This window comes from Bacillus sp. FDAARGOS_1420, assembly GCF_019344915.1.
Taxonomy (GTDB): Bacteria; Bacillota; Bacilli; order Bacillales; family Bacillaceae_G; genus Bacillus_A; species Bacillus_A mycoides.
Window position 1 is genome coordinate 1 of record NZ_JAHWJB010000006.1, and the last position, 26,161, is coordinate 26,161.

The 26,161-nt window shown below is 31.4% G+C and carries 26 protein-coding genes and 4 pseudogenes; 12 read left to right on the forward strand and 18 right to left on the reverse strand.

Annotated elements, in window-relative coordinates:
• The first annotated feature begins 272 nt into the window (after positions 1–272).
• The 3 genes and pseudogenes from I6L50_RS35590 to I6L50_RS34385 all read left to right on the forward strand — a co-directional run.
• Entirely contained in the window at positions 273–398 is a 126-nt protein-coding gene (locus I6L50_RS35590; protein WP_257475541.1) for a hypothetical protein, read from the forward strand.
• Positions 399–657: 259 nt separating this feature from the next.
• On the forward strand, positions 658–1,044 hold the full coding sequence (locus tag I6L50_RS34380; RefSeq protein ID WP_257475542.1) for a helix-turn-helix domain-containing protein: 387 nt from the start codon (positions 658–660) through the stop codon (positions 1,042–1,044).
• Between the two features lie 184 nt (positions 1,045–1,228).
• Positions 1,229–1,330, forward strand: a pseudogene (locus tag I6L50_RS34385) (IS5/IS1182 family transposase); the annotation flags it as partial.
• Between the two features lie 127 nt (positions 1,331–1,457).
• On the opposite strand, the gene I6L50_RS34390 reads toward I6L50_RS34385, so the two are convergent.
• The 5 genes from I6L50_RS34390 to I6L50_RS34410 form a co-directional block, all read right to left on the reverse strand.
• A complete protein-coding gene (locus tag I6L50_RS34390; RefSeq protein ID WP_219304762.1) occupies positions 1,458–3,239 on the reverse strand; it encodes a hypothetical protein in 1,782 nt (593 codons plus the stop codon).
• 394 nt (positions 3,240–3,633) lie between these two features.
• On the reverse strand, positions 3,634–5,439 hold the full coding sequence (locus tag I6L50_RS34395) for an insecticidal delta-endotoxin Cry8Ea1 family protein (protein ID WP_219304764.1): 1,806 nt from the start codon (positions 5,437–5,439) through the stop codon (positions 3,634–3,636).
• Between the two features lie 753 nt (positions 5,440–6,192).
• A complete protein-coding gene (locus I6L50_RS34400) occupies positions 6,193–6,495 on the reverse strand; it encodes an RNA-binding protein (protein ID WP_257475540.1) in 303 nt (100 codons plus the stop codon).
• Positions 6,485–7,534, reverse strand: a complete 1,050-nt coding sequence (locus I6L50_RS34405; RefSeq protein WP_219304766.1) for a relaxase/mobilization nuclease domain-containing protein — start codon at positions 7,532–7,534, stop codon at positions 6,485–6,487. The genes I6L50_RS34400 and I6L50_RS34405 overlap by 11 nt, the downstream gene beginning before the upstream one ends.
• Positions 7,516–7,851, reverse strand: a complete 336-nt coding sequence (locus I6L50_RS34410; RefSeq protein WP_219304767.1) for a MobC family plasmid mobilization relaxosome protein — start codon at positions 7,849–7,851, stop codon at positions 7,516–7,518. Before I6L50_RS34410 ends, I6L50_RS34405 begins: the two co-directional genes overlap by 19 nt.
• 1,694 nt (positions 7,852–9,545) lie before the next feature.
• Between I6L50_RS34410 and I6L50_RS34415 the strand changes: the two genes are divergently transcribed.
• Both I6L50_RS34415 and I6L50_RS34420 read left to right on the forward strand, forming a co-directional pair.
• The gene (locus tag I6L50_RS34415; protein WP_219304768.1) at positions 9,546–10,103 is read left to right on the forward strand and encodes a replication/maintenance protein RepL; all 558 of its coding nucleotides are present in this window, start codon (positions 9,546–9,548) and stop codon (positions 10,101–10,103) included.
• Entirely contained in the window at positions 10,096–10,305 is a 210-nt protein-coding gene (locus I6L50_RS34420; protein WP_219304769.1) for a hypothetical protein, read from the forward strand. Before I6L50_RS34415 ends, I6L50_RS34420 begins: the two co-directional genes overlap by 8 nt.
• A gap of 197 nt (positions 10,306–10,502) precedes the next feature.
• Here I6L50_RS34420 and I6L50_RS34425 read toward each other — a convergent pair.
• Positions 10,503–10,646 (reverse strand): annotated as a pseudogene (locus I6L50_RS34425) (IS5/IS1182 family transposase); the annotation flags it as partial.
• A 51-nt stretch (positions 10,647–10,697) separates the two neighbouring features.
• The gene (locus tag I6L50_RS34430; RefSeq protein WP_219304770.1) at positions 10,698–11,243 is read right to left on the reverse strand and encodes a hypothetical protein; all 546 of its coding nucleotides are present in this window, start codon (positions 11,241–11,243) and stop codon (positions 10,698–10,700) included.
• Between the two features lie 114 nt (positions 11,244–11,357).
• Between I6L50_RS34430 and I6L50_RS34435 the strand changes: the two genes are divergently transcribed.
• Positions 11,358–11,579: a hypothetical protein gene (locus I6L50_RS34435; RefSeq protein ID WP_219304771.1), complete on the forward strand. Its 222-nt coding sequence runs from the start codon at positions 11,358–11,360 to the stop codon at positions 11,577–11,579.
• 134 nt (positions 11,580–11,713) lie between these two features.
• On the opposite strand, the gene I6L50_RS34440 is transcribed toward I6L50_RS34435, so the two are convergent.
• Together I6L50_RS34440 and I6L50_RS34445 are read right to left on the reverse strand one after the other, a co-directional pair.
• Positions 11,714–11,989 (reverse strand): hypothetical protein, encoded by a 276-nt coding sequence (locus I6L50_RS34440; RefSeq protein ID WP_219304772.1) that lies wholly within the window; start codon positions 11,987–11,989, stop codon positions 11,714–11,716.
• Between the two features lie 273 nt (positions 11,990–12,262).
• Complete coding sequence (locus I6L50_RS34445) at positions 12,263–12,550, reverse strand: hypothetical protein (protein WP_219304775.1); 288 nt, start codon at positions 12,548–12,550, stop codon at positions 12,263–12,265.
• Between the two features lie 713 nt (positions 12,551–13,263).
• Here I6L50_RS34445 and I6L50_RS34450 point away from each other — a divergent pair.
• The 3 genes and pseudogenes from I6L50_RS34450 to I6L50_RS34460 all read left to right on the forward strand — a co-directional run.
• Entirely contained in the window at positions 13,264–13,479 is a 216-nt protein-coding gene (locus I6L50_RS34450; RefSeq protein ID WP_219304759.1) for a hypothetical protein, read from the forward strand.
• Positions 13,480–13,681: 202 nt separating this feature from the next.
• On the forward strand, positions 13,682–14,125 hold the full coding sequence (locus tag I6L50_RS34455; protein ID WP_219304760.1) for a helix-turn-helix domain-containing protein: 444 nt from the start codon (positions 13,682–13,684) through the stop codon (positions 14,123–14,125).
• Between the two features lie 184 nt (positions 14,126–14,309).
• Positions 14,310–14,411: pseudogene (locus I6L50_RS34460) on the forward strand (IS5/IS1182 family transposase); the annotation flags it as partial.
• Between the two features lie 127 nt (positions 14,412–14,538).
• Here the strand turns inward: I6L50_RS34460 and I6L50_RS34465 are convergent.
• The 5 genes from I6L50_RS34465 to I6L50_RS34485 all read right to left on the reverse strand — a co-directional run bounded on the left by I6L50_RS34465 (position 14,539) and on the right by I6L50_RS34485 (position 20,932).
• A complete protein-coding gene (locus I6L50_RS34465) occupies positions 14,539–16,320 on the reverse strand; it encodes a hypothetical protein (protein ID WP_219304762.1) in 1,782 nt (593 codons plus the stop codon).
• 394 nt (positions 16,321–16,714) lie between these two features.
• Positions 16,715–18,520: an insecticidal delta-endotoxin Cry8Ea1 family protein gene (locus tag I6L50_RS34470; protein ID WP_219304764.1), complete on the reverse strand. Its 1,806-nt coding sequence runs from the start codon at positions 18,518–18,520 to the stop codon at positions 16,715–16,717.
• Between the two features lie 753 nt (positions 18,521–19,273).
• Positions 19,274–19,576, reverse strand: a complete 303-nt coding sequence (locus tag I6L50_RS34475; protein WP_257475540.1) for an RNA-binding protein — start codon at positions 19,574–19,576, stop codon at positions 19,274–19,276.
• Complete coding sequence (locus tag I6L50_RS34480) at positions 19,566–20,615, reverse strand: relaxase/mobilization nuclease domain-containing protein (RefSeq protein WP_219304766.1); 1,050 nt, start codon at positions 20,613–20,615, stop codon at positions 19,566–19,568. Before I6L50_RS34480 ends, I6L50_RS34475 begins: the two co-directional genes overlap by 11 nt.
• Positions 20,597–20,932 carry a MobC family plasmid mobilization relaxosome protein gene (locus I6L50_RS34485; RefSeq protein WP_219304767.1) on the reverse strand — a complete coding sequence of 112 codons (336 nt, stop codon included), beginning with the start codon at positions 20,930–20,932 and terminating at the stop codon, positions 20,597–20,599. The genes I6L50_RS34480 and I6L50_RS34485 overlap by 19 nt, the downstream gene beginning before the upstream one ends.
• Before the next feature lie 1,694 nt (positions 20,933–22,626).
• Between I6L50_RS34485 and I6L50_RS34490 the strand changes: the two genes are divergently transcribed.
• Both I6L50_RS34490 and I6L50_RS34495 read left to right on the forward strand, forming a co-directional pair.
• Positions 22,627–23,184, forward strand: coding sequence for a replication/maintenance protein RepL (locus tag I6L50_RS34490; RefSeq protein ID WP_219304768.1), 558 nt, complete (start codon positions 22,627–22,629; stop codon positions 23,182–23,184).
• Complete coding sequence (locus I6L50_RS34495) at positions 23,177–23,386, forward strand: hypothetical protein (protein ID WP_219304769.1); 210 nt, start codon at positions 23,177–23,179, stop codon at positions 23,384–23,386. The genes I6L50_RS34490 and I6L50_RS34495 overlap by 8 nt, the downstream gene beginning before the upstream one ends.
• A 197-nt stretch (positions 23,387–23,583) precedes the next feature.
• On the opposite strand, the pseudogene I6L50_RS34500 reads toward I6L50_RS34495, so the two are convergent.
• Positions 23,584–23,727, reverse strand: a pseudogene (locus I6L50_RS34500) (IS5/IS1182 family transposase); the annotation flags it as partial.
• Between the two features lie 51 nt (positions 23,728–23,778).
• Positions 23,779–24,324 (reverse strand): hypothetical protein, encoded by a 546-nt coding sequence (locus I6L50_RS34505; protein WP_219304770.1) that lies wholly within the window; start codon positions 24,322–24,324, stop codon positions 23,779–23,781.
• Positions 24,325–24,438: 114 nt separating this feature from the next.
• On the opposite strand from I6L50_RS34505, the gene I6L50_RS34510 reads away from it, so the two are divergent.
• Positions 24,439–24,660 (forward strand): hypothetical protein, encoded by a 222-nt coding sequence (locus I6L50_RS34510; RefSeq protein ID WP_219304771.1) that lies wholly within the window; start codon positions 24,439–24,441, stop codon positions 24,658–24,660.
• Between the two features lie 134 nt (positions 24,661–24,794).
• Here the strand turns inward: I6L50_RS34510 and I6L50_RS34515 are convergent, their stop codons facing one another.
• Positions 24,795–25,070, reverse strand: a complete 276-nt coding sequence (locus tag I6L50_RS34515) for a hypothetical protein (RefSeq protein ID WP_219304772.1) — start codon at positions 25,068–25,070, stop codon at positions 24,795–24,797.
• 272 nt (positions 25,071–25,342) lie between these two features.
• On the reverse strand, positions 25,343–25,630 hold the full coding sequence (locus I6L50_RS34520; protein WP_219304775.1) for a hypothetical protein: 288 nt from the start codon (positions 25,628–25,630) through the stop codon (positions 25,343–25,345).
• Positions 25,631–26,161: the final 531 nt, after the last annotated feature.

Consider the following 26,161-nt stretch of genomic DNA (forward strand, 5'->3'; position numbering starts at 1 on the left):
CCCTTTATCTCGTTTTAAAGGCCTTTATAGTGTCTACAACAAATGGTAATCATATAGGCCGCCTCTTACTATTCTAAACATCTGTAAAACGGTACAAAGGAATTTGAAACGTTTTACAGATGTTTTAGAATTCTTTTGTTTGTTTTCCCCTTGTTTTTGGGTGTAAGTGCTGGCTGGAGGTTTGGGGGCTGGTCCTCAGGAACTTCACGTAACTGAATATAGAGTAAGCTTATTTTTTAGAGCGATAAAACTGGCGGTTCGGCAGGGTATACTTGCAAATCCAAGTCGAGCAATACATTCTCGTTTTTAGTCTAGTCGGCTTGGCGAAAAACAATGTTCTGCCGAAAAAAATTCCGCAAGGATGTAGCGAAGCGAAAAAGGTGGAGATTTTTGAGTGATTTTCACTCAAAAATACTACCTATTCCTTGCGGAATTTTTAGCCCTTATTATAAAAGACACAAAGAGCATATAAAAAAACCCTTATGTATTAAGGGTTTTTTTTATATAAATAGTTACCATATTTGGTATTGTTCTTACCATATTTGGTATGTATAATAGATACCGAGAGAGGTAACTATTATTAATATTGGAGGACTAAAAAATGTCATCATTAGATAAGATATTTTTATTGAAGTACCTGATGAAAAAACAGGCGAAATTCAACAGTATTTATTAACTCCAACAAAACAGAAAAAAGTTTATAAGGGGGACTGGGTTATGATGTTCCAAGAAGGATTAACACATGTTGCAAAACTTAATTTAAAAGGCGAGACATTACGTGTATATATGATTTTATTAGCAAAATTAGATTATGAAAATTGGTTAAGAATTAGACAAAAAGATCTAGCTGAAGAATTAAACATGAAGCCCCCACATATTTCACGAGCAATTAAAGAACTATTTGAGCATGGTATTTTGGTAAAAGGTCCAAAAGTAGGTGCGTCTAATACATACCGTTTAGATCCATCCTTTGCTTTTAGAGGACGAGATAAAAACTTAGAACAAGTCAGAAAAGAAGTAAAACACCATAAAATAATAAAATAGGGGTTAATGACCCCTATTTTATTATTTTATGTTCAAACCCTCTATCGCGTTCTTTTTTCGGTTCTAAAGCTTGTACGGATTGTTCAATTTCTTTACTCAATCCAATTTCTCCGCTAGATTCTCACTTCCCATTTTTCGAAGCCAATCATTTGCACAATCGATAAAAGAGACTATTAATTGTTCGGTTGAAATCATCAAACGCCCTGAACTTCACAAGTTTGTCGTGCTACCGAAACACTGGATTGTGGAACGCACCTTTGCTTGGTTGGAAAATTACCGCAGACTGTGAAAGAATTGTGAATGAACGCTTGAAAATAGTAGACAAAGTTACTTATTTGCAGGTGTTGCGATTTTACTGAAAAGATTCTAGACAAGTTCTAAGAGGGATTGATTGTATTTATAATTGGTTATTCCTATTTTTCAAGTGTAAATGCTCTTGTAATATTACCTGGTATTACTCCTATATACACTTCACTGTATCCAGTAGTTGTTATTCCCATTTTTTTATTCTGTTCAGCGTAATTGATGATTCTACATTCATTTTGTATACCGATTAAAATCCAATACTGCTCGTCTTTATTTTTATTTGGTGCAACGATGATGTTTTTATTATACTGTTCTTCCGTTTTATCCCATGATAAAACTAGATGAGAATTTTTTTTATTTATAATTTGATAAGCATTTTTATCAGATTCGAATATGAATTCCCATTCTTGACTCATATCTTGATTATCTCGTGTTAAAAATGCTACAATGTTGTTAGATATATCATATGTTTTATTATAATTAACACCTAAAACAAGATTGTTTTTTTGAGGGTCTACTAATTTATAAGTTCCAGAATATATTGTTTTACTTAATTCTAATTGCGCTGTATATGGATTTCCGCATATTCCGCTGTTATTAAAATGATAACCATGATTGTCTATGATATAATGACCACTGTGGAACATTTCTCCCACTGCAAGATATAAATTATGATTGTAATTTTGAGGATAAGGATTAAAATAATACCATTTTTGATTTACATCTATATACCATCCAGTTTGCATTTTTCCGTATTTTTCAGGATTAAAATAATAATAATGATTTTGATCATTTAGCCATCTATATTTTCTGCAATCATTGTTATCTAGATAATAATAACGATCTTCTTCTGTTATCCATCTACCAGGTAAAGATAAGTTTAATGCTGTCGTATTAATTGTAAGCGCAAGATATTTATTTCTTTCTTTTATGAGATTCTCATATTGTTCTAATTTATTTTTCCATCGGTTTACTACATTTTGATTTACTGAAATATGTGCTTGAAACGTTGAATAATAATTGATTTGACTGTTTAGAAAAATTAAACGTTTGTAGTCATTCTTACCATTTGTACATATATTGTTCATTTTAAACTCGAACTGTTGTAACCCTTTTTTATATGTATTTTCTATATAATCTCGATATTCTCTATTTTTTTTATCAAGTGGATAGGAATAATATATTTTCCAATTGTGCTCATCTAATTGAATTTTATCTCCTTTTCCATTTACAGTCATAAAATATAAAAATTGCAAATGAGCGATTGCAAGAATAACGTATATAGGCAATTCCCAAATATCTATATCAGCTAGTAAGTTAGTAGAATCAGGCGCTTTCATACAGTTTGATATAATGGTATTAAATTGTGAGTCAATAGTACGTGCCACGACAGGAACAGTTTCATCTACAGTTCCTGCATAATAATCTCCAGGTGATCGTATATCACTACTAATATCACTATAAGTAACGTTATGAATACTGTCATATTTAACTCCAACTGTCTCATTGATTAACTTTTCGAACTTTTGAAGCTCCTCAAAAAGTGGTATGATTTGTTTCTTAATAGTAGATTCATCATACTTTTGAAATGTATCTGTAATTTTTGTATTTATCTCATCTGTAATTTCTTTTCTCATTTGTTGGAGTGTCTTACTTCCTCCTAACTCTGGCCATAATAAACTAATGAGTGGAGAAATCAACACACCTCCATATGGAATTAATGAAGCACCATACACAGCTATAGCTTTAGCGATATTATTAATAGTTCCTTGGTTGATATCTTTAACAATGTTTGGTATTACTTTTTCAACTGCAGTAAGATTCGTTTTATAATTCACTGCAGAAGTGTCTTTTGGAAGTGCTTGTAATATTTGATCTATACTAGGCATACACATGTTCCTTTCTCTTCTAGATTATTTTGAAAATAAAAGTAATATCTTTACTTCTTTACTCTGCATATTTATGCTATTCTTACTTATAAATTCCGATGCGAAAATATTCAAAAAATAGATTAAAATATAAGGTAAGTTTTTTAATAGAACTAAAGAAGCACACATGATTATTATGTGTGCTTCTTTAGTTCTATTAAAAAACAAAATAACTTAAATTTCTTACTATACGTAATCTATAATAATGAAAGTTAAAATTATATATATTATAAGCAAAACCACTAGGTCTTTTTAGCACAATGAATATCCGATATTTTATAGGTAATTTCTTATACAATAAGTTTTCAAAAAAAATACCTCATGTTTAAAAACTTATACTTTTTTATAACTAATATTAAACAAATTTCAATTGAGCATGAGAGCCACTATCTGGAATTACTGTTAGATATACAGGATTCTGGGCGTAAGATAAATACATGTTTTCTTTCTGGTCAGCATAATTTTTCATATAAAACCATCCATTTCCTGCTGACGATATAATCCAATAATGCTCATCTTTACCTACATTTGGTGCAACAATAAGCATCTGGTCATAATATTTTTCATCTTTATTCCATGCCAAAACCCAATTAGAATCGTCTTGATTTATAAATTGATAAGCTTTTTTTGATTGATCGAATTTCGCAAGCCATTGTTGGCTACTGTCTACTGGAAAAGTTGCTACAACATTTTTAGGTACACCCTTTATCTTATCCTTATTACTAGCTAAAAATCTACCCCTACTAACTTCTATTTTGTAAATTCCTTCTTTTAGGATTAGTCCTCCTGATTCTGTTGTTCCTACTGATTCTGTTGAATATGGGTTTTTACATGATCCACCCGAATTAAAATAATATCGATTACTGTTTATTACAGAATCAGTATTAGCAAACATTTCTCCCTCTGCAAATTTTGAATTGTGATTTGTGTCAGACTGAGGAGGATTAAAGTAATACCAGTTTTCATCTAAATCTATAAACCATCCTATTTTCATTCGTCCATTATTATTAGGATCAAGATAATAATAATGATTTTGATCGTTTAGCCATCTATAGCAATGAACCACTGAATTTTCTGGACTTACATAGAAATAACCATTTGAAGTATTTCCAATCCATTTACCAGGTACAGCCATATTAAATATTGTGGTATTGATTGTAATTGCAAGATATTTATCTCTTTCTGTTATGAGCTTATTATATGCTTCTAATCTATCCGTCCATTGCTTCACTAAGGCTGGATTTACTGAAATATGTGCTTCAGCAGTTGAATAATATTTGATTTGACTGTTTAAAAATTCTAAACGTTCGCGGTCATTACGACCATTTGCTAACGCGCTCATTTTAGACTCGAACCGATCAAATCCTTTTTTATACGTACGTTCTATATAATCACGATATTCTATATGTTTCGTCGTAAGTTCATCAGAAAAATATGTTTTCAAAACATCATCAGGCAGGTGAATTTTATCTCCTTTTCCATTTACAGTCACAAAATATAAAAATTGCAAATGGGCAGTTGCAAGAACAACATATATAGGCAATTCCCAAATATCTATATCAGCTATTAAGCTAGTACCAGGAGGATTTTTCATACAGTTTGCTATAACCTTAACAAAATCAGCAGCAATGTCCTTTGCCTCCGTTGCAGCAAAGTCCGCTGTCGTTATATAATATTCTCCAGGTGATAGTATATTACTACTCATATCAATATCAGTACTACTTATATCACTATAAGCAACATCTTTTATGCTTTCATAATTAATTCCAGCTGACCCATTGATTAACTTTTCAAATTTTTCAATTCTCTCGAATAATGGTGTGATTAGGGCTAGAATATTAGCTTTGTCATACTCTTTAAATGTATCTGTAATTTTTTTGTCTATCTCATCTGAAATTTCTTTTCTCATTTGTTGGAGTGTTTTACTTCCTCCTAACTCTGGCCATAATAAACTAATGAGTGGAGAAATTAATACACCTGCATATGGAATTAATGAAGCACCATACACAGCTATAGCTTTAGCTGTATTATTAATATTTCCTTGATTAATATCTTTAACAATATTTGGCACTGCTTTTTCAACTACAGTAAGGCTAGTTTTATAATTCACTGCACCAGTGTCTTTTGGAAGTGCTTGTAATATTTGATCTATACTAGGCATACACATGTTCCTTTCTTTTCTAAATTATTTTGAAAATAACAGAGATATCTTTACTATACATATGTATTTATAAAATTGTTACTTATGAATTTTGATATGGAAAATAATAAACATGTATAGATCATACATCTTATATAGTGTTTATATGCTTATAAAAAATTTCTAATGTTTTAACTAAGTAGTTAAGACTGTTTTTAGTTAAAAGTACTAATTACATATTTCACAAAAAAATAGAGTGAAATCCTGAAAAAAATCGAATCATTATTTTAGAAAAGTAAGCATACAAGGTATCAATAAGAATCTGAATATACAGACACCGCTTACAATTTATATGTATATCATATCCTCAGAACTTTAAACCATTTTTTTATTAAAAAGAGTTCACATAGTATCATAAATATGTAAACTGTAGTTTTAATAGACCAAAAATATGAAAAACAGATACATTGGATTTTTATTTATTCATTTTAAGTAGTCTATCCACCTATATAACAAGAAGAAATAAGGTTCTAATATAAAACCATTAGAGTTAATCGAAACAGCTTATATAAACGCAAACAACCATCTACTTAAAGCAGGTGAATTTAGACATACATGTCGACAACTAAAATCATATCTCAAACTAAAATCCTGTTAAAAGATCTTAAGCTAAAGCTCATTCAAAGATAGAGTAAACTCATTCTTCTATCTTGAACAAAAATTCATTTTTCAAACAATGTCTTATGTCCATACGCCTGATATTACAAATATAAATTAATTAAACCAAAAAAACCATACAAGAAAACTAAGAATTAAAATAGGTGTTGCAAATAAATTTACTGTTACCAATCCATCTCGAAATGTGCTTTTCCACATATGTGTATTGTAGTTTTGTTGTAATTCCTCTGATAATCTTTTTAACCTTACACCATGCTTCTGAATCGGTTCTCGTATTTCACTATTCATATTTTTCAATGTTTGATTGACTTGTTTTCCATAGTTTTCAATCTCTTTTGATACACTTTTCACTTTCTCTGCAATTCCCTCTTGTAATACTTCACTTACACTATCTTTCAAAATCTCGTTCTGATTTACGATTTGTTCTAACTGGTTGCTCACTTCTTGACTGACTTGATTTGTATTCTTGTACATGTGATTGAACGTTTTTATCATGTCGTTCCTCATTTTCCCTATTATCTCTACGTGTTTCTTGACTTCTTCCCTCAACTCGTTGTTTTGTTTCTCTGATTCGTTCTTGTATTTCTGAAGGGATTCCATCAACAGTGCGTTCTGATATTCGAGTTCCTTGATTTTCAAGTTCAGCTGCAACGGATCCCCAGTCAAATGTTCTCTGGACACTTCTTCCACGTTCTCTATTCTGTTCAATGGCATATACAATCGTTCCCCTTTCATAATCTTGTCCTAATTTTTTTCCGCTCACTTTTAAAAGTAAGTTCCCTTCTTTATCTATCAATTTATAACCGATTTTCTTCTCTTTTTTTCCAAACTCATAGATTTCTATATTTCTCTGTACCAACAATCTTATAAACTCAGTTATATTCATTGCTTTTGGCAATTCATCTAACACTTTGTTTTTAATCTCTTCTCTATATGACATTTTGCCTTTGCTATGTAATTCGTAATCTGTCCTTACATACCGTTCTCTCGCTTTCTCTTTATTATCAAGCACAAAGAGACCTTTGTTACGCGTAATTTGATCATTATAGGCTTGTAACTCATAAATATCCTTCTTGTTGATCTGAAGCTTCCTACCCGTCTCAAAATGAACGCTATTCACGACTAAATGATTATGAATATGTTCTTTATCTGTATGGGTATATACTGTCACCTCATGTCCTTTAAAACATTTCTCCGCAAATTCTAATCCTATTTCATTTGCACTTTCCGCTGTTACTTCTCCCGGCTTAAATGATTGAATAACCATATAAGCTTGTCTTCCCTTATCTTGACCAAATAAATCCCGTGTTGTTTTAAACTGTCTTTGTGCAAATTCAACATTACAATCTTTTCCACTTTTCACTACTGCTTTTTGTTCACAATATTTTAATGTGCCTACTGCTGACTGAGATGCTTTTCCTAACTTAATTGTTGCCACGCTTGTTCCAACCTCTTTCTTATTTCTTCTACATTTACATGCAATCTTTTACATTCTTCTTGGCTCACCTCTGTTCGTTTATTACACCATCTCGCAATTTGATTTACATTAGTACCCACTCTTCGTAATTCCCGTGCAATTTCCAATGCCCCTTGCCTATCTATTTTCGGTTGTCTTACTCTCATCCTTTGTGCCTTGGCTTTCACGAAAGCCGGCACACTCATTCCAACGTTATCCGCCATAAGCGTCAACCGTTCGAATTCGTCTTCTGTTACCCGAAATTTAATTTGTTTCGGCTCTAATCTCTTCTCACTCATAAAACCCGCATCCTCTAAAGTATGCCCGCTTGGCATAAGATTTTTACTAAAATCGTCGTACTTTTGTACTCCTATTATAGTAAAAATCAGTCGGATGAGCAAGCGTCGTATTTGGTACCCAAATACTGCTTGATGGAACGTAAACGTCCCATCAGACCTTGAGGGGGCATACCCCCTACAAACTCCCCAAAAATTTTTGTCGGCTATGCCGAGCCATGCATGCATGGCAACTTCCTCAACCTTGGGCGTTGCCCAAACCCACTGGGGAACTCTTCCCCAGCCCCCATATAAAAAACACCCCCAACCCCCTCACTTTTTGAGGGGGCTCCCTCGCCGGTAGGCAGGTTCAAACGGGTACCGTTTGAAACCAACAAGAGGGTCTGGTTAATGCGAATTTGTCAACTCCTTAATGCTCCCTACGGTCCGCTTACCGTTGACAAACCCCTTGTATCTCTTTTTATTTTTTTCTTGTAGGAATCCTTATATTTTTAAAAAATATACTACTTCTTGAAACACCTCTTTGTATACACTTCGAATATCCTTTTAAACAAAATACATATCTTGGATATTCTGTATCAAAATCATATAGGGCCCTCGTCGGCTATGCTTGCATGGCAACTTCCTCAACCTTGAACGTTGCCCAAACCCACTGGAGAACTCTACCCCAGATCCATCTAACTTCCCAACTCCTTAATCCTTTGATAGACCACACTAAATCGGACCATACGGACTTTGAAGTTGCTACTAATGGTAAATACTATGAATTGATATATCCCGTTACGAAGGGAATAGAAGCCTCTCAGGCGCATTGTGATATTGAGAAAGATATATATTAAATCATTGTTTAGTTTTAAACTATAGATTTAGTAAGTTCCCTTTTGTTTTTGGATGTAAATGCTGGCTGAGGGTTTGGGGGTTATCTCCCAGGAATTTAACGTAACTACATATAGCATAAATGAAATTCTTAAACGATAGATTCGGACGGTCCGATAGATACAATTGTAAACATAATAAAACTCGTGAATTTTGGCGAAGCTTAACTATTCGTCAAGGTAATCTATTTTACAGTATTTTCTTATTTTTATCCTATATAGGTCTTAAATTTATGTTCACATTTTATTAAACAAACGTTTAATTTTTGTAACTATTCATCGAAAACAAGGGAATCCAACAAAGTTCCCCTTGTTTTTGGGTGTAAGTGCTGGCTGGGGGTTTGGGGGCTAGCCCCCAAGAACTTCACGTAACTGAATATAGAGTAAGCTTATTTTTTAGAGCGATAAAACTGGCGGTTCGGCGGGTATACTTGTAAATCCAAGTCGAGCAATACATCCTTGTTTTTGGTCTGGTCGGCTTGGCGATAAATAATCACCTGCCGAATTTCACAAAGCAATAGCAAAAGAGTGGAGATTTTTTGAGTGGTTTTTTCAAAAAATACGACTCGACTATTGCTTTGTGAAAAGCCCTTTTGATTATAGAAGAGAGTAAATTCTATAAAAAAGTAGTGCAAACCCAGTTATATCAAGGGTTTTAGCCGTTTCGGTTGATATAATATTCTGTATCATTTGATATAGTCTTCTATACTGTTTGATATATTTTGAATGTACTAAGTGGAGATTATGCTCTATACTGTTTGATATAAATAAAATGAATTAAAAGGTATAATTAAAAACAAGATAATGAAAAGAGGGCGAATAGTGTCAGAACATGATAAAAGTCTAGAATACAATGTAAATACCCAAACTTTAGTTGGTCAAAAGAAAAGAGAATTAATAGACGCTGAAACTGGGGAAATTATTCATGTAGACCAAATTACAAAAAGAGTCTACGGGACTAAAAACTTTTGGAAAATGTACTTAATGGATTTTTTAACTGTCTTAGGAATCATAGACAACAAACAACTAGATGTTTTTATATACATAGCAGAAAATACAAACCCATCAAATAACCTCTTCATAGGCACATACAGAAGTATTTCAGACGATGTTGGAGTAGCTTATGGAACTGTAGCAACTATCATGAAAAAACTACAAAAAAACAACTTTATAAAGAAAAAACAAAATGGTGTTTATATCGTAAACCCAAACATCATGATGAAAGGAAATGACACAAAACGACAAATATTATTAAGCTATTATGAAGAAAATAAACCTTTAAACTCTATTGAAATTTTAAGGGGAAAACAAAAATTAATTCCAGAACAAAAAACATTACAGAATACATCAGAAAAATTGGAGATGAAAAACAATGATTGAAAGCGTTGAATTAAATATTTATTTGGATGACGATGATAGTAATTCAATATCACTTAGTCTATCTCCAGTACAAACTGAAGTTATTTTTAAAGCTTTAGGATTAAAATTCCATCAAGATAATACTTGTAGTCATTTTTCAGATCAAACTCTAAAAAAGCATATTCTTCCTAAAATAAATTTCAAAAAAAAAACATCCAATTAAATCCAAACATCATTGCTTAATCAACTTTGATTTATATTCACTTTCCAGGAATTTAATGACCGCGAACTATCAATGCAGAATTCATGCTTGTTACAAGATATAACAAAAATAAAAAAAGGTATCATAGCTTATGATACCTTTCCCAACACTCTGCACTCCTTTTTAATTTTAGTAAATGCAAACAATATAAATTAATAAATTTGAGCTTGTAGACGTGCTAAATACGGCTCAGAATCTGTCCTATTTCCAGCCGTTATATAGGTATTTGTAATCATATTATATTTTACATGAGTCGTACGATAATTAAAAAAATGAAAACCGAACGGTTTTCCATCCCTCATTTTCTTGAAATGAAGTTTTAATTTTTGTGCCTATCTCATCTTTTCCAAATATTATTCATACGAAAAGATAAAAACTCCTGATAAACGTAATACATTTTTTTCTACCGGTGAAATCGATGCTATTTGTAATTCTTTTAATTGAATATGGTAGATATCAATCACATGATTTCCTAACGGTTTAAAACTATATTTTAATACTTGATCTACTGGAATTGTCTCTATAATAGAAATCGTAATCTTATTATCTCTATTATTATTTACAAATCCTATTTTTGATTTATATTCAAATTTTGGAACTACATCAATATTGGCAATAAACGAAATCGATCCTTTTGCTTTTAACATATATAATTCTATTTCTGTTTCTCCACATTCGTCTATGGAAATCATTTTTTTCCCTAGTTCTTGTATTAAGGATACATCATTTAAATTATAAGACATATTCTCTATTTCTATTAATTCTAATTCATATTCTTTTGGAATTTTAATAATACTATTTAAATGAATTACTTTTCTATTTGGCGTACTAACTGATGTATGTCGGCTATCCTTTTCTAACATTTCATATGGATGATTGATTTCTGTATAATTATCCATATATACACCTCCCACTTTTTTCATTTTTCATGAGACAAATATCCAAGCTGAATTTTTACTCTTACATATATATAAAATGAAATATTTTTAAACAAACAACAGGGAGAGATCATAATGAGTGAATTTTGTCATTTACGTTGTTTAGAAGGGGATGCTATTGCTGTTTATTCAGCCGGTAATTTATTAGGACACGGTACATTTTTACGTGTGGATGGTAGAAATTTAATTTGGTTTGATCGCAAAGGCAATATGAATTTTACTGATTTACGTGTCAGCAGTATTCGAAAAGAACGTTCTTTTTTTCCTGACCATATGGATTTGAACGATTCTTTATAACCGTTTATTCACATGTAAAATCGCATACGTTTAAGTAACTATATTTATAAAAATATATACCACACGATAAGTTGTCCTATTCCAAAAAAAACAGAATCTTATTTGCTATAGAAAAAATAAGATTCTGTTTTTTTCTATCTGTTATTTTTCAAATGCTCATAACCAGAAGTCATTTTTTTAATCGTAATATTGTTTATATTCGTTATATTCTTATTACTCTGTCGGTCAATCCAAATAATCATTGTTTTTTCAATCCCTAAAAATACACCTGATCCTATATATTTTCCACTAGAAAAAATTTTAATCCAATCTCCTTCTTTTACTCCATGAAATTGATGTAATCTTTCTGGTGTTAACATCTGTTGTTTTTTACATTTTTCACACTCACATTGATGAGACGACCATTCCATTGTATTTTCTTCCTTTCTGAATTGATATGTATACTTTATGACAAAAGAAATCGTTGGTTCTTTTGTCATGTATCTACATAATTACATACACAATCCACAATACACTGTAAATACAAAGACCAAGATACTATAGTATCTTGGTCTTTGTATTTACAGTGTAAACAATCTATTTTTTAGGGAGAGATCATTCCCATGTAATAGAATTTTTTATATACAAACAGTATTTATCACATTTTAAATAGACTAAACAAAATCTGTGCTACCAACATACGTTTAATCCACAAAACCTGGCGCTTCATTTACAAGATCACAACAAAATGTTTTCGCAACATCAATCGTTGCTAAATCTGTTGCACGAAAATTATTATTTTGGTCAATCCAAACAATATGACGACTTTCCGTACGAATAAATGTACCTGTACCAATAATATGACCAGCGGAACGAACAATAATTCGATCCCCTTGACGAATATTTAACACGTTACAAAGATCATATCTCCGACTATTTCCATATCCGTATCCATATCCATATCCGTATCCATCATAAAAACCATATGGCATATCTATTCTCCTTTCTAATCAAATAATTTTGTAAAAAGAATTATTTATTAGGACATTTATCATACTTGTACTAATAATAGTACATCCTATGCTTTTTTCATGTATTGGTGTTAGTTTATATAATCAAGTTAAAAAAATAATTCAATTAGATCTTGGTTTCGTGTTACTAGATAGGCAACCAGAATTGTATATCTCTTCTTTTTTTTAAAACTTCGAAATGAGTGTGGTTCTATCCCTAATACGAGATAATTGAAATAACTGATTGGAATGAGTTTGTTCCGTATTTATTTCTAATTTCATATCGCAAATATATTCTAAGCACTTTATTACTTTTAAAAAGGCTTCAGATAAAAATTGACCGAGAACCCCCCCCTTAACCATGCTAAAAAGGGGGGTTCTATTTAACTTTTGTTTTTGCCATTTTAATTTAAAAATCCTTTCCTCTGGTAAAGCAGAAGTTTCTATGCTAGACGAAATTAACAATAAACTAGATCATATTTTTCCTGAAATCAATTAAATCGATAAAGGTATACCCCTTTATCTCGTTTTAAAGGCCTTTATAGTGTCTACAACAAATGGTAATCATATAGGCCGCCTCTTACTATTCTAAACATCTGTAAAACGGTACAAAGGAATTTGAAACGTTTTACAGATGTTTAGAATTCTTTTGTTTGTTTTCCCCTTGTTTTTGGGTGTAAGTGCTGGCTGGAGGTTTGGGGGCTGGTCCTCAGGAACTTCACGTAACTGAATATAGAGTAAGCTTATTTTTTAGAGCGATAAAACTGGCGGTTCGGCAGGTATACTTGCAAATCCAAGTCGAGCAATACATTCTCGTTTTTAGTCTAGTCGGCTTGGCGAAAAACAATGTTCTGCCGAAAAAAATTCCGCAAGGATGTAGCGAAGCGAAAAAGGTGGAGATTTTTGAGTGATTTTCACTCAAAAATACTACCTATTCCTTGCGGAATTTTTAGCCCTTATTATAAAAGACACAAAGAGCATATAAAAAAACCCTTATGTATTAAGGGTTTTTTTATATAAATAGTTACCATATTTGGTATTGTTCTTACCATATTTGGTATGTATAATAGATACCGAGAGAGGTAACTATTATTAATATTGGAGGACTAAAAAATGTCATCATTAGATAAAGATATTTTTATTGAAGTACCTGATGAAAAAACAGGCGAAATTCAACAGTATTTATTAACTCCAACAAAACAGAAAAAAGTTTATAAGGGGGACTGGGTTATGATGTTCCAAGAAGGATTAACACATGTTGCAAAACTTAATTTAAAAGGCGAGACATTACGTGTATATATGATTTTATTAGCAAAATTAGATTATGAAAATTGGTTAAGAATTAGACAAAAAGATCTAGCTGAAGAATTAAACATGAAGCCCCCACATATTTCACGAGCAATTAAAGAACTATTTGAGCATGGTATTTTGGTAAAAGGTCCAAAAGTAGGTGCGTCTAATACATACCGTTTAGATCCATCCTTTGCTTTTAGAGGACGAGATAAAAACTTAGAACAAGTCAGAAAAGAAGTAAAACACCATAAAATAATAAAATAGGGGTTAATGACCCCTATTTTATTATTTTATGTTCAAACCCTCTATCGCGTTCTTTTTTCGGTTCTAAAGCTTGTACGGATTGTTCAATTTCTTTACTCAATCCAATTTCTCCGCTAGATTCTCACTTCCCATTTTTCGAAGCCAATCATTTGCACAATCGATAAAAGAGACTATTAATTGTTCGGTTGAAATCATCAAACGCCCTGAACTTCACAAGTTTGTCGTGCTACCGAAACACTGGATTGTGGAACGCACCTTTGCTTGGTTGGAAAATTACCGCAGACTGTGAAAGAATTGTGAATGAACGCTTGAAAATAGTAGACAAAGTTACTTATTTGCAGGTGTTGCGATTTTACTGAAAAGATTCTAGACAAGTTCTAAGAGGGATTGATTGTATTTATAATTGGTTATTCCTATTTTTCAAGTGTAAATGCTCTTGTAATATTACCTGGTATTACTCCTATATACACTTCACTGTATCCAGTAGTTGTTATTCCCATTTTTTTATTCTGTTCAGCGTAATTGATGATTCTACATTCATTTTGTATACCGATTAAAATCCAATACTGCTCGTCTTTATTTTTATTTGGTGCAACGATGATGTTTTTATTATACTGTTCTTCCGTTTTATCCCATGATAAAACTAGATGAGAATTTTTTTTATTTATAATTTGATAAGCATTTTTATCAGATTCGAATATGAATTCCCATTCTTGACTCATATCTTGATTATCTCGTGTTAAAAATGCTACAATGTTGTTAGATATATCATATGTTTTATTATAATTAACACCTAAAACAAGATTGTTTTTTTGAGGGTCTACTAATTTATAAGTTCCAGAATATATTGTTTTACTTAATTCTAATTGCGCTGTATATGGATTTCCGCATATTCCGCTGTTATTAAAATGATAACCATGATTGTCTATGATATAATGACCACTGTGGAACATTTCTCCCACTGCAAGATATAAATTATGATTGTAATTTTGAGGATAAGGATTAAAATAATACCATTTTTGATTTACATCTATATACCATCCAGTTTGCATTTTTCCGTATTTTTCAGGATTAAAATAATAATAATGATTTTGATCATTTAGCCATCTATATTTTCTGCAATCATTGTTATCTAGATAATAATAACGATCTTCTTCTGTTATCCATCTACCAGGTAAAGATAAGTTTAATGCTGTCGTATTAATTGTAAGCGCAAGATATTTATTTCTTTCTTTTATGAGATTCTCATATTGTTCTAATTTATTTTTCCATCGGTTTACTACATTTTGATTTACTGAAATATGTGCTTGAAACGTTGAATAATAATTGATTTGACTGTTTAGAAAAATTAAACGTTTGTAGTCATTCTTACCATTTGTACATATATTGTTCATTTTAAACTCGAACTGTTGTAACCCTTTTTTATATGTATTTTCTATATAATCTCGATATTCTCTATTTTTTTTATCAAGTGGATAGGAATAATATATTTTCCAATTGTGCTCATCTAATTGAATTTTATCTCCTTTTCCATTTACAGTCATAAAATATAAAAATTGCAAATGAGCGATTGCAAGAATAACGTATATAGGCAATTCCCAAATATCTATATCAGCTAGTAAGTTAGTAGAATCAGGCGCTTTCATACAGTTTGATATAATGGTATTAAATTGTGAGTCAATAGTACGTGCCACGACAGGAACAGTTTCATCTACAGTTCCTGCATAATAATCTCCAGGTGATCGTATATCACTACTAATATCACTATAAGTAACGTTATGAATACTGTCATATTTAACTCCAACTGTCTCATTGATTAACTTTTCGAACTTTTGAAGCTCCTCAAAAAGTGGTATGATTTGTTTCTTAATAGTAGATTCATCATACTTTTGAAATGTATCTGTAATTTTTGTATTTATCTCATCTGTAATTTCTTTTCTCATTTGTTGGAGTGTCTTACTTCCTCCTAACTCTGGCCATAATAAACTAATGAGTGGAGAAATCAACACACCTCCATATGGAATTAATGAAGCACCATACACAGCTATAGCTTTAGCGATATTATTAATAGTTCCTTGGTTGATATCTTTAACAATGTTTGGTATTACTTTTTCAACTGCAGTAAGATTCGTTTTATAATTCACTGCAGAAGTGTCTTTTGGAAGTGCTTGTAATATTTGATCTATACTAGGCATACACATGTTCCTTTCTCTTCTAGATTATTTTGAAAATAAAAGTAATATCTTTACTTCTTTACTCTGCATATTTATGCTATTCTTACTTATAAATTCCGATGCGAAAATATTCAAAAAATAGATTAAAATATAAGGTAAGTTTTTTAATAGAACTAAAGAAGCACACATGATTATTATGTGTGCTTCTTTAGTTCTATTAAAAAACAAAATAACTTAAATTTCTTACTATACGTAATCTATAATAATGAAAGTTAAAATTATATATATTATAAGCAAAACCACTAGGTCTTTTTAGCACAATGAATATCCGATATTTTATAGGTAATTTCTTATACAATAAGTTTTCAAAAAAAATACCTCATGTTTAAAAACTTATACTTTTTTATAACTAATATTAAACAAATTTCAATTGAGCATGAGAGCCACTATCTGGAATTACTGTTAGATATACAGGATTCTGGGCGTAAGATAAATACATGTTTTCTTTCTGGTCAGCATAATTTTTCATATAAAACCATCCATTTCCTGCTGACGATATAATCCAATAATGCTCATCTTTACCTACATTTGGTGCAACAATAAGCATCTGGTCATAATATTTTTCATCTTTATTCCATGCCAAAACCCAATTAGAATCGTCTTGATTTATAAATTGATAAGCTTTTTTTGATTGATCGAATTTCGCAAGCCATTGTTGGCTACTGTCTACTGGAAAAGTTGCTACAACATTTTTAGGTACACCCTTTATCTTATCCTTATTACTAGCTAAAAATCTACCCCTACTAACTTCTATTTTGTAAATTCCTTCTTTTAGGATTAGTCCTCCTGATTCTGTTGTTCCTACTGATTCTGTTGAATATGGGTTTTTACATGATCCACCCGAATTAAAATAATATCGATTACTGTTTATTACAGAATCAGTATTAGCAAACATTTCTCCCTCTGCAAATTTTGAATTGTGATTTGTGTCAGACTGAGGAGGATTAAAGTAATACCAGTTTTCATCTAAATCTATAAACCATCCTATTTTCATTCGTCCATTATTATTAGGATCAAGATAATAATAATGATTTTGATCGTTTAGCCATCTATAGCAATGAACCACTGAATTTTCTGGACTTACATAGAAATAACCATTTGAAGTATTTCCAATCCATTTACCAGGTACAGCCATATTAAATATTGTGGTATTGATTGTAATTGCAAGATATTTATCTCTTTCTGTTATGAGCTTATTATATGCTTCTAATCTATCCGTCCATTGCTTCACTAAGGCTGGATTTACTGAAATATGTGCTTCAGCAGTTGAATAATATTTGATTTGACTGTTTAAAAATTCTAAACGTTCGCGGTCATTACGACCATTTGCTAACGCGCTCATTTTAGACTCGAACCGATCAAATCCTTTTTTATACGTACGTTCTATATAATCACGATATTCTATATGTTTCGTCGTAAGTTCATCAGAAAAATATGTTTTCAAAACATCATCAGGCAGGTGAATTTTATCTCCTTTTCCATTTACAGTCACAAAATATAAAAATTGCAAATGGGCAGTTGCAAGAACAACATATATAGGCAATTCCCAAATATCTATATCAGCTATTAAGCTAGTACCAGGAGGATTTTTCATACAGTTTGCTATAACCTTAACAAAATCAGCAGCAATGTCCTTTGCCTCCGTTGCAGCAAAGTCCGCTGTCGTTATATAATATTCTCCAGGTGATAGTATATTACTACTCATATCAATATCAGTACTACTTATATCACTATAAGCAACATCTTTTATGCTTTCATAATTAATTCCAGCTGACCCATTGATTAACTTTTCAAATTTTTCAATTCTCTCGAATAATGGTGTGATTAGGGCTAGAATATTAGCTTTGTCATACTCTTTAAATGTATCTGTAATTTTTTTGTCTATCTCATCTGAAATTTCTTTTCTCATTTGTTGGAGTGTTTTACTTCCTCCTAACTCTGGCCATAATAAACTAATGAGTGGAGAAATTAATACACCTGCATATGGAATTAATGAAGCACCATACACAGCTATAGCTTTAGCTGTATTATTAATATTTCCTTGATTAATATCTTTAACAATATTTGGCACTGCTTTTTCAACTACAGTAAGGCTAGTTTTATAATTCACTGCACCAGTGTCTTTTGGAAGTGCTTGTAATATTTGATCTATACTAGGCATACACATGTTCCTTTCTTTTCTAAATTATTTTGAAAATAACAGAGATATCTTTACTATACATATGTATTTATAAAATTGTTACTTATGAATTTTGATATGGAAAATAATAAACATGTATAGATCATACATCTTATATAGTGTTTATATGCTTATAAAAAATTTCTAATGTTTTAACTAAGTAGTTAAGACTGTTTTTAGTTAAAAGTACTAATTACATATTTCACAAAAAAATAGAGTGAAATCCTGAAAAAAATCGAATCATTATTTTAGAAAAGTAAGCATACAAGGTATCAATAAGAATCTGAATATACAGACACCGCTTACAATTTATATGTATATCATATCCTCAGAACTTTAAACCATTTTTTTATTAAAAAGAGTTCACATAGTATCATAAATATGTAAACTGTAGTTTTAATAGACCAAAAATATGAAAAACAGATACATTGGATTTTTATTTATTCATTTTAAGTAGTCTATCCACCTATATAACAAGAAGAAATAAGGTTCTAATATAAAACCATTAGAGTTAATCGAAACAGCTTATATAAACGCAAACAACCATCTACTTAAAGCAGGTGAATTTAGACATACATGTCGACAACTAAAATCATATCTCAAACTAAAATCCTGTTAAAAGATCTTAAGCTAAAGCTCATTCAAAGATAGAGTAAACTCATTCTTCTATCTTGAACAAAAATTCATTTTTCAAACAATGTCTTATGTCCATACGCCTGATATTACAAATATAAATTAATTAAACCAAAAAAACCATACAAGAAAACTAAGAATTAAAATAGGTGTTGCAAATAAATTTACTGTTACCAATCCATCTCGAAATGTGCTTTTCCACATATGTGTATTGTAGTTTTGTTGTAATTCCTCTGATAATCTTTTTAACCTTACACCATGCTTCTGAATCGGTTCTCGTATTTCACTATTCATATTTTTCAATGTTTGATTGACTTGTTTTCCATAGTTTTCAATCTCTTTTGATACACTTTTCACTTTCTCTGCAATTCCCTCTTGTAATACTTCACTTACACTATCTTTCAAAATCTCGTTCTGATTTACGATTTGTTCTAACTGGTTGCTCACTTCTTGACTGACTTGATTTGTATTCTTGTACATGTGATTGAACGTTTTTATCATGTCGTTCCTCATTTTCCCTATTATCTCTACGTGTTTCTTGACTTCTTCCCTCAACTCGTTGTTTTGTTTCTCTGATTCGTTCTTGTATTTCTGAAGGGATTCCATCAACAGTGCGTTCTGATATTCGAGTTCCTTGATTTTCAAGTTCAGCTGCAACGGATCCCCAGTCAAATGTTCTCTGGACACTTCTTCCACGTTCTCTATTCTGTTCAATGGCATATACAATCGTTCCCCTTTCATAATCTTGTCCTAATTTTTTTCCGCTCACTTTTAAAAGTAAGTTCCCTTCTTTATCTATCAATTTATAACCGATTTTCTTCTCTTTTTTTCCAAACTCATAGATTTCTATATTTCTCTGTACCAACAATCTTATAAACTCAGTTATATTCATTGCTTTTGGCAATTCATCTAACACTTTGTTTTTAATCTCTTCTCTATATGACATTTTGCCTTTGCTATGTAATTCGTAATCTGTCCTTACATACCGTTCTCTCGCTTTCTCTTTATTATCAAGCACAAAGAGACCTTTGTTACGCGTAATTTGATCATTATAGGCTTGTAACTCATAAATATCCTTCTTGTTGATCTGAAGCTTCCTACCCGTCTCAAAATGAACGCTATTCACGACTAAATGATTATGAATATGTTCTTTATCTGTATGGGTATATACTGTCACCTCATGTCCTTTAAAACATTTCTCCGCAAATTCTAATCCTATTTCATTTGCACTTTCCGCTGTTACTTCTCCCGGCTTAAATGATTGAATAACCATATAAGCTTGTCTTCCCTTATCTTGACCAAATAAATCCCGTGTTGTTTTAAACTGTCTTTGTGCAAATTCAACATTACAATCTTTTCCACTTTTCACTACTGCTTTTTGTTCACAATATTTTAATGTGCCTACTGCTGACTGAGATGCTTTTCCTAACTTAATTGTTGCCACGCTTGTTCCAACCTCTTTCTTATTTCTTCTACATTTACATGCAATCTTTTACATTCTTCTTGGCTCACCTCTGTTCGTTTATTACACCATCTCGCAATTTGATTTACATTAGTACCCACTCTTCGTAATTCCCGTGCAATTTCCAATGCCCCTTGCCTATCTATTTTCGGTTGTCTTACTCTCATCCTTTGTGCCTTGGCTTTCACGAAAGCCGGCACACTCATTCCAACGTTATCCGCCATAAGCGTCAACCGTTCGAATTCGTCTTCTGTTACCCGAAATTTAATTTGTTTCGGCTCTAATCTCTTCTCACTCATAAAACCCGCATCCTCTAAAGTATGCCCGCTTGGCATAAGATTTTTACTAAAATCGTCGTACTTTTGTACTCCTATTATAGTAAAAATCAGTCGGATGAGCAAGCGTCGTATTTGGTACCCAAATACTGCTTGATGGAACGTAAACGTCCCATCAGACCTTGAGGGGGCATACCCCCTACAAACTCCCCAAAAATTTTTGTCGGCTATGCCGAGCCATGCATGCATGGCAACTTCCTCAACCTTGGGCGTTGCCCAAACCCACTGGGGAACTCTTCCCCAGCCCCCATATAAAAAACACCCCCAACCCCCTCACTTTTTGAGGGGGCTCCCTCGCCGGTAGGCAGGTTCAAACGGGTACCGTTTGAAACCAACAAGAGGGTCTGGTTAATGCGAATTTGTCAACTCCTTAATGCTCCCTACGGTCCGCTTACCGTTGACAAACCCCTTGTATCTCTTTTTATTTTTTTCTTGTAGGAATCCTTATATTTTTAAAAAATATACTACTTCTTGAAACACCTCTTTGTATACACTTCGAATATCCTTTTAAACAAAATACATATCTTGGATATTCTGTATCAAAATCATATAGGGCCCTCGTCGGCTATGCTTGCATGGCAACTTCCTCAACCTTGAACGTTGCCCAAACCCACTGGAGAACTCTACCCCAGATCCATCTAACTTCCCAACTCCTTAATCCTTTGATAGACCACACTAAATCGGACCATACGGACTTTGAAGTTGCTACTAATGGTAAATACTATGAATTGATATATCCCGTTACGAAGGGAATAGAAGCCTCTCAGGCGCATTGTGATATTGAGAAAGATATATATTAAATCATTGTTTAGTTTTAAACTATAGATTTAGTAAGTTCCCTTTTGTTTTTGGATGTAAATGCTGGCTGAGGGTTTGGGGGTTATCTCCCAGGAATTTAACGTAACTACATATAGCATAAATGAAATTCTTAAACGATAGATTCGGACGGTCCGATAGATACAATTGTAAACATAATAAAACTCGTGAATTTTGGCGAAGCTTAACTATTCGTCAAGGTAATCTATTTTACAGTATTTTCTTATTTTTATCCTATATAGGTCTTAAATTTATGTTCACATTTTATTAAACAAACGTTTAATTTTTGTAACTATTCATCGAAAACAAGGGAATCCAACAAAGTTCCCCTTGTTTTTGGGTGTAAGTGCTGGCTGGGGGTTTGGGGGCTAGCCCCCAAGAACTTCACGTAACTGAATATAGAGTAAGCTTATTTTTTAGAGCGATAAAACTGGCGGTTCGGCGGGTATACTTGTAAATCCAAGTCGAGCAATACATCCTTGTTTTTGGTCTGGTCGGCTTGGCGATAAATAATCACCTGCCGAATTTCACAAAGCAATAGCAAAAGAGTGGAGATTTTTTGAGTGGTTTTTTCAAAAAATACGACTCGACTATTGCTTTGTGAAAAGCCCTTTTGATTATAGAAGAGAGTAAATTCTATAAAAAAGTAGTGCAAACCCAGTTATATCAAGGGTTTTAGCCGTTTCGGTTGATATAATATTCTGTATCATTTGATATAGTCTTCTATACTGTTTGATATATTTTGAATGTACTAAGTGGAGATTATGCTCTATACTGTTTGATATAAATAAAATGAATTAAAAGGTATAATTAAAAACAAGATAATGAAAAGAGGGCGAATAGTGTCAGAACATGATAAAAGTCTAGAATACAATGTAAATACCCAAACTTTAGTTGGTCAAAAGAAAAGAGAATTAATAGACGCTGAAACTGGGGAAATTATTCATGTAGACCAAATTACAAAAAGAGTCTACGGGACTAAAAACTTTTGGAAAATGTACTTAATGGATTTTTTAACTGTCTTAGGAATCATAGACAACAAACAACTAGATGTTTTTATATACATAGCAGAAAATACAAACCCATCAAATAACCTCTTCATAGGCACATACAGAAGTATTTCAGACGATGTTGGAGTAGCTTATGGAACTGTAGCAACTATCATGAAAAAACTACAAAAAAACAACTTTATAAAGAAAAAACAAAATGGTGTTTATATCGTAAACCCAAACATCATGATGAAAGGAAATGACACAAAACGACAAATATTATTAAGCTATTATGAAGAAAATAAACCTTTAAACTCTATTGAAATTTTAAGGGGAAAACAAAAATTAATTCCAGAACAAAAAACATTACAGAATACATCAGAAAAATTGGAGATGAAAAACAATGATTGAAAGCGTTGAATTAAATATTTATTTGGATGACGATGATAGTAATTCAATATCACTTAGTCTATCTCCAGTACAAACTGAAGTTATTTTTAAAGCTTTAGGATTAAAATTCCATCAAGATAATACTTGTAGTCATTTTTCAGATCAAACTCTAAAAAAGCATATTCTTCCTAAAATAAATTTCAAAAAAAAAACATCCAATTAAATCCAAACATCATTGCTTAATCAACTTTGATTTATATTCACTTTCCAGGAATTTAATGACCGCGAACTATCAATGCAGAATTCATGCTTGTTACAAGATATAACAAAAATAAAAAAAGGTATCATAGCTTATGATACCTTTCCCAACACTCTGCACTCCTTTTTAATTTTAGTAAATGCAAACAATATAAATTAATAAATTTGAGCTTGTAGACGTGCTAAATACGGCTCAGAATCTGTCCTATTTCCAGCCGTTATATAGGTATTTGTAATCATATTATATTTTACATGAGTCGTACGATAATTAAAAAAATGAAAACCGAACGGTTTTCCATCCCTCATTTTCTTGAAATGAAGTTTTAATTTTTGTGCCTATCTCATCTTTTCCAAATATTATTCATACGAAAAGATAAAAACTCCTGATAAACGTAATACATTTTTTTCTACCGGTGAAATCGATGCTATTTGTAATTCTTTTAATTGAATATGGTAGATATCAATCACATGATTTCCTAACGGTTTAAAACTATATTTTAATACTTGATCTACTGGAATTGTCTCTATAATAGAAATCGTAATCTTATTATCTCTATTATTATTTACAAATCCTATTTTTGATTTATATTCAAATTTTGGAACTACATCAATATTGGCAATAAACGAAATCGATCCTTTTGCTTTTAACATATATAATTCTATTTCTGTTTCTCCACATTCGTCTATGGAAATCATTTTTTTCCCTAGTTCTTGTATTAAGGATACATCATTTAAATTATAAGACATATTCTCTATTTCTATTAATTCTAATTCATATTCTTTTGGAATTTTAATAATACTATTTAAATGAATTACTTTTCTATTTGGCGTACTAACTGATGTATGTCGGCTATCCTTTTCTAACATTTCATATGGATGATTGATTTCTGTATAATTATCCATATATACACCTCCCACTTTTTTCATTTTTCATGAGACAAATATCCAAGCTGAATTTTTACTCTTACATATATATAAAATGAAATATTTTTAAACAAACAACAGGGAGAGATCATAATGAGTGAATTTTGTCATTTACGTTGTTTAGAAGGGGATGCTATTGCTGTTTATTCAGCCGGTAATTTATTAGGACACGGTACATTTTTACGTGTGGATGGTAGAAATTTAATTTGGTTTGATCGCAAAGGCAATATGAATTTTACTGATTTACGTGTCAGCAGTATTCGAAAAGAACGTTCTTTTTTTCCTGACCATATGGATTTGAACGATTCTTTATAACCGTTTATTCACATGTAAAATCGCATACGTTTAAGTAACTATATTTATAAAAATATATACCACACGATAAGTTGTCCTATTCCAAAAAAAACAGAATCTTATTTGCTATAGAAAAAATAAGATTCTGTTTTTTTCTATCTGTTATTTTTCAAATGCTCATAACCAGAAGTCATTTTTTTAATCGTAATATTGTTTATATTCGTTATATTCTTATTACTCTGTCGGTCAATCCAAATAATCATTGTTTTTTCAATCCCTAAAAATACACCTGATCCTATATATTTTCCACTAGAAAAAATTTTAATCCAATCTCCTTCTTTTACTCCATGAAATTGATGTAATCTTTCTGGTGTTAACATCTGTTGTTTTTTACATTTTTCACACTCACATTGATGAGACGACCATTCCATTGTATTTTCTTCCTTTCTGAATTGATATGTATACTTTATGACAAAAGAAATCGTTGGTTCTTTTGTCATGTATCTACATAATTACATACACAATCCACAATACACTGTAAATACAAAGACCAAGATACTATAGTATCTTGGTCTTTGTATTTACAGTGTAAACAATCTATTTTTTAGGGAGAGATCATTCCCATGTAATAGAATTTTTTATATACAAACAGTATTTATCACATTTTAAATAGACTAACAAAATCTGTGCTACCAACATACGTTTAATCCACAAAACCTGGCGCTTCATTTACAAGATCACAACAAAATGTTTTCGCAACATCAATCGTTGCTAAATCTGTTGCACGAAAATTATTATTTTGGTCAATCCAAACAATATGACGACTTTCCGTACGAATAAATGTACCTGTACCAATAATATGACCAGCGGAACGAACAATAATTCGATCCCCTTGACGAATATTTAACACGTTACAAAGATCATATCTCCGACTATTTCCATATCCGTATCCATATCCATATCCGTATCCATCATAAAAACCATATGGCATATCTATTCTCCTTTCTAATCAAATAATTTTGTAAAAGAATTATTTATTAGGACATTTATCATACTTGTACTAATAATAGTACATCCTATGCTTTTTTCATGTATTGGTGTTAGTTTATATAATCAAGTTAAAAAAATAATTCAATTAGATCTTGTTTCGTGTTACCTAGATAGGCAACCAGAATTGAATATCTCTTCTTTTTTTTAAAACTTCGAAATGAGTGTGGTTCTATCCCTAATACGAGATAATTGAAATAACTGATTGGAATGAGTTTGTTCCGTATTTATTTCTAATTTCATATCGCAAATATATCTAAGCACTTTATTACTTTTAAAAAGGCTTCAGATAAAAAATTGACCGAGAACCCCCCCCTTAACCATGCTAAAAAGGGGGGTTCTATTTAACTTTTGTTTTGCCATTTTAATTTAAAAATCCTTTCCTCTGGTAAAGCAGAAGTTTCTATGCTAGACGAAATTAACAATAAACTAGATCATATTTTTCCTGAAATCAATTAAATCGATAAGGGTATAC

Excerpts from the sequence above, each read along its gene's own strand:
- I6L50_RS34390 (WP_219304762.1), bottom strand. The coding sequence starts at position 3,239 with ATGCCTAGTATAGATCAAATATTACAAGCACTTCCAAAAGACACTTCT.
- I6L50_RS34395 (WP_219304764.1), bottom strand. The coding sequence starts at position 5,439 with ATGCCTAGTATAGATCAAATATTACAAGCACTTCCAAAAGACACTGGT.
- I6L50_RS34410 (WP_219304767.1), bottom strand. The coding sequence starts at position 7,851 with ATGAGTGAGAAGAGATTAGAGCCGAAACAAATTAAATTTCGGGTAACA.
- I6L50_RS34420 (WP_219304769.1), top strand. The coding sequence starts at position 10,096 with ATGATTGAAAGCGTTGAATTAAATATTTATTTGGATGACGATGATAGT.
- I6L50_RS34430 (WP_219304770.1), bottom strand. The coding sequence starts at position 11,243 with ATGGATAATTATACAGAAATCAATCATCCATATGAAATGTTAGAAAAG.
- I6L50_RS34435 (WP_219304771.1), top strand. The coding sequence starts at position 11,358 with ATGAGTGAATTTTGTCATTTACGTTGTTTAGAAGGGGATGCTATTGCT.
- I6L50_RS34440 (WP_219304772.1), bottom strand. The coding sequence starts at position 11,989 with ATGGAATGGTCGTCTCATCAATGTGAGTGTGAAAAATGTAAAAAACAA.
- I6L50_RS34445 (WP_219304775.1), bottom strand. The coding sequence starts at position 12,550 with ATGCCATATGGTTTTTATGATGGATACGGATATGGATATGGATACGGA.
- I6L50_RS34455 (WP_219304760.1), top strand. The coding sequence starts at position 13,682 with ATGTCATCATTAGATAAAGATATTTTTATTGAAGTACCTGATGAAAAA.
- I6L50_RS34465 (WP_219304762.1), bottom strand. The coding sequence starts at position 16,320 with ATGCCTAGTATAGATCAAATATTACAAGCACTTCCAAAAGACACTTCT.
- I6L50_RS34470 (WP_219304764.1), bottom strand. The coding sequence starts at position 18,520 with ATGCCTAGTATAGATCAAATATTACAAGCACTTCCAAAAGACACTGGT.
- I6L50_RS34485 (WP_219304767.1), bottom strand. The coding sequence starts at position 20,932 with ATGAGTGAGAAGAGATTAGAGCCGAAACAAATTAAATTTCGGGTAACA.
- I6L50_RS34495 (WP_219304769.1), top strand. The coding sequence starts at position 23,177 with ATGATTGAAAGCGTTGAATTAAATATTTATTTGGATGACGATGATAGT.
- I6L50_RS34505 (WP_219304770.1), bottom strand. The coding sequence starts at position 24,324 with ATGGATAATTATACAGAAATCAATCATCCATATGAAATGTTAGAAAAG.
- I6L50_RS34510 (WP_219304771.1), top strand. The coding sequence starts at position 24,439 with ATGAGTGAATTTTGTCATTTACGTTGTTTAGAAGGGGATGCTATTGCT.
- I6L50_RS34515 (WP_219304772.1), bottom strand. The coding sequence starts at position 25,070 with ATGGAATGGTCGTCTCATCAATGTGAGTGTGAAAAATGTAAAAAACAA.
- I6L50_RS34520 (WP_219304775.1), bottom strand. The coding sequence starts at position 25,630 with ATGCCATATGGTTTTTATGATGGATACGGATATGGATATGGATACGGA.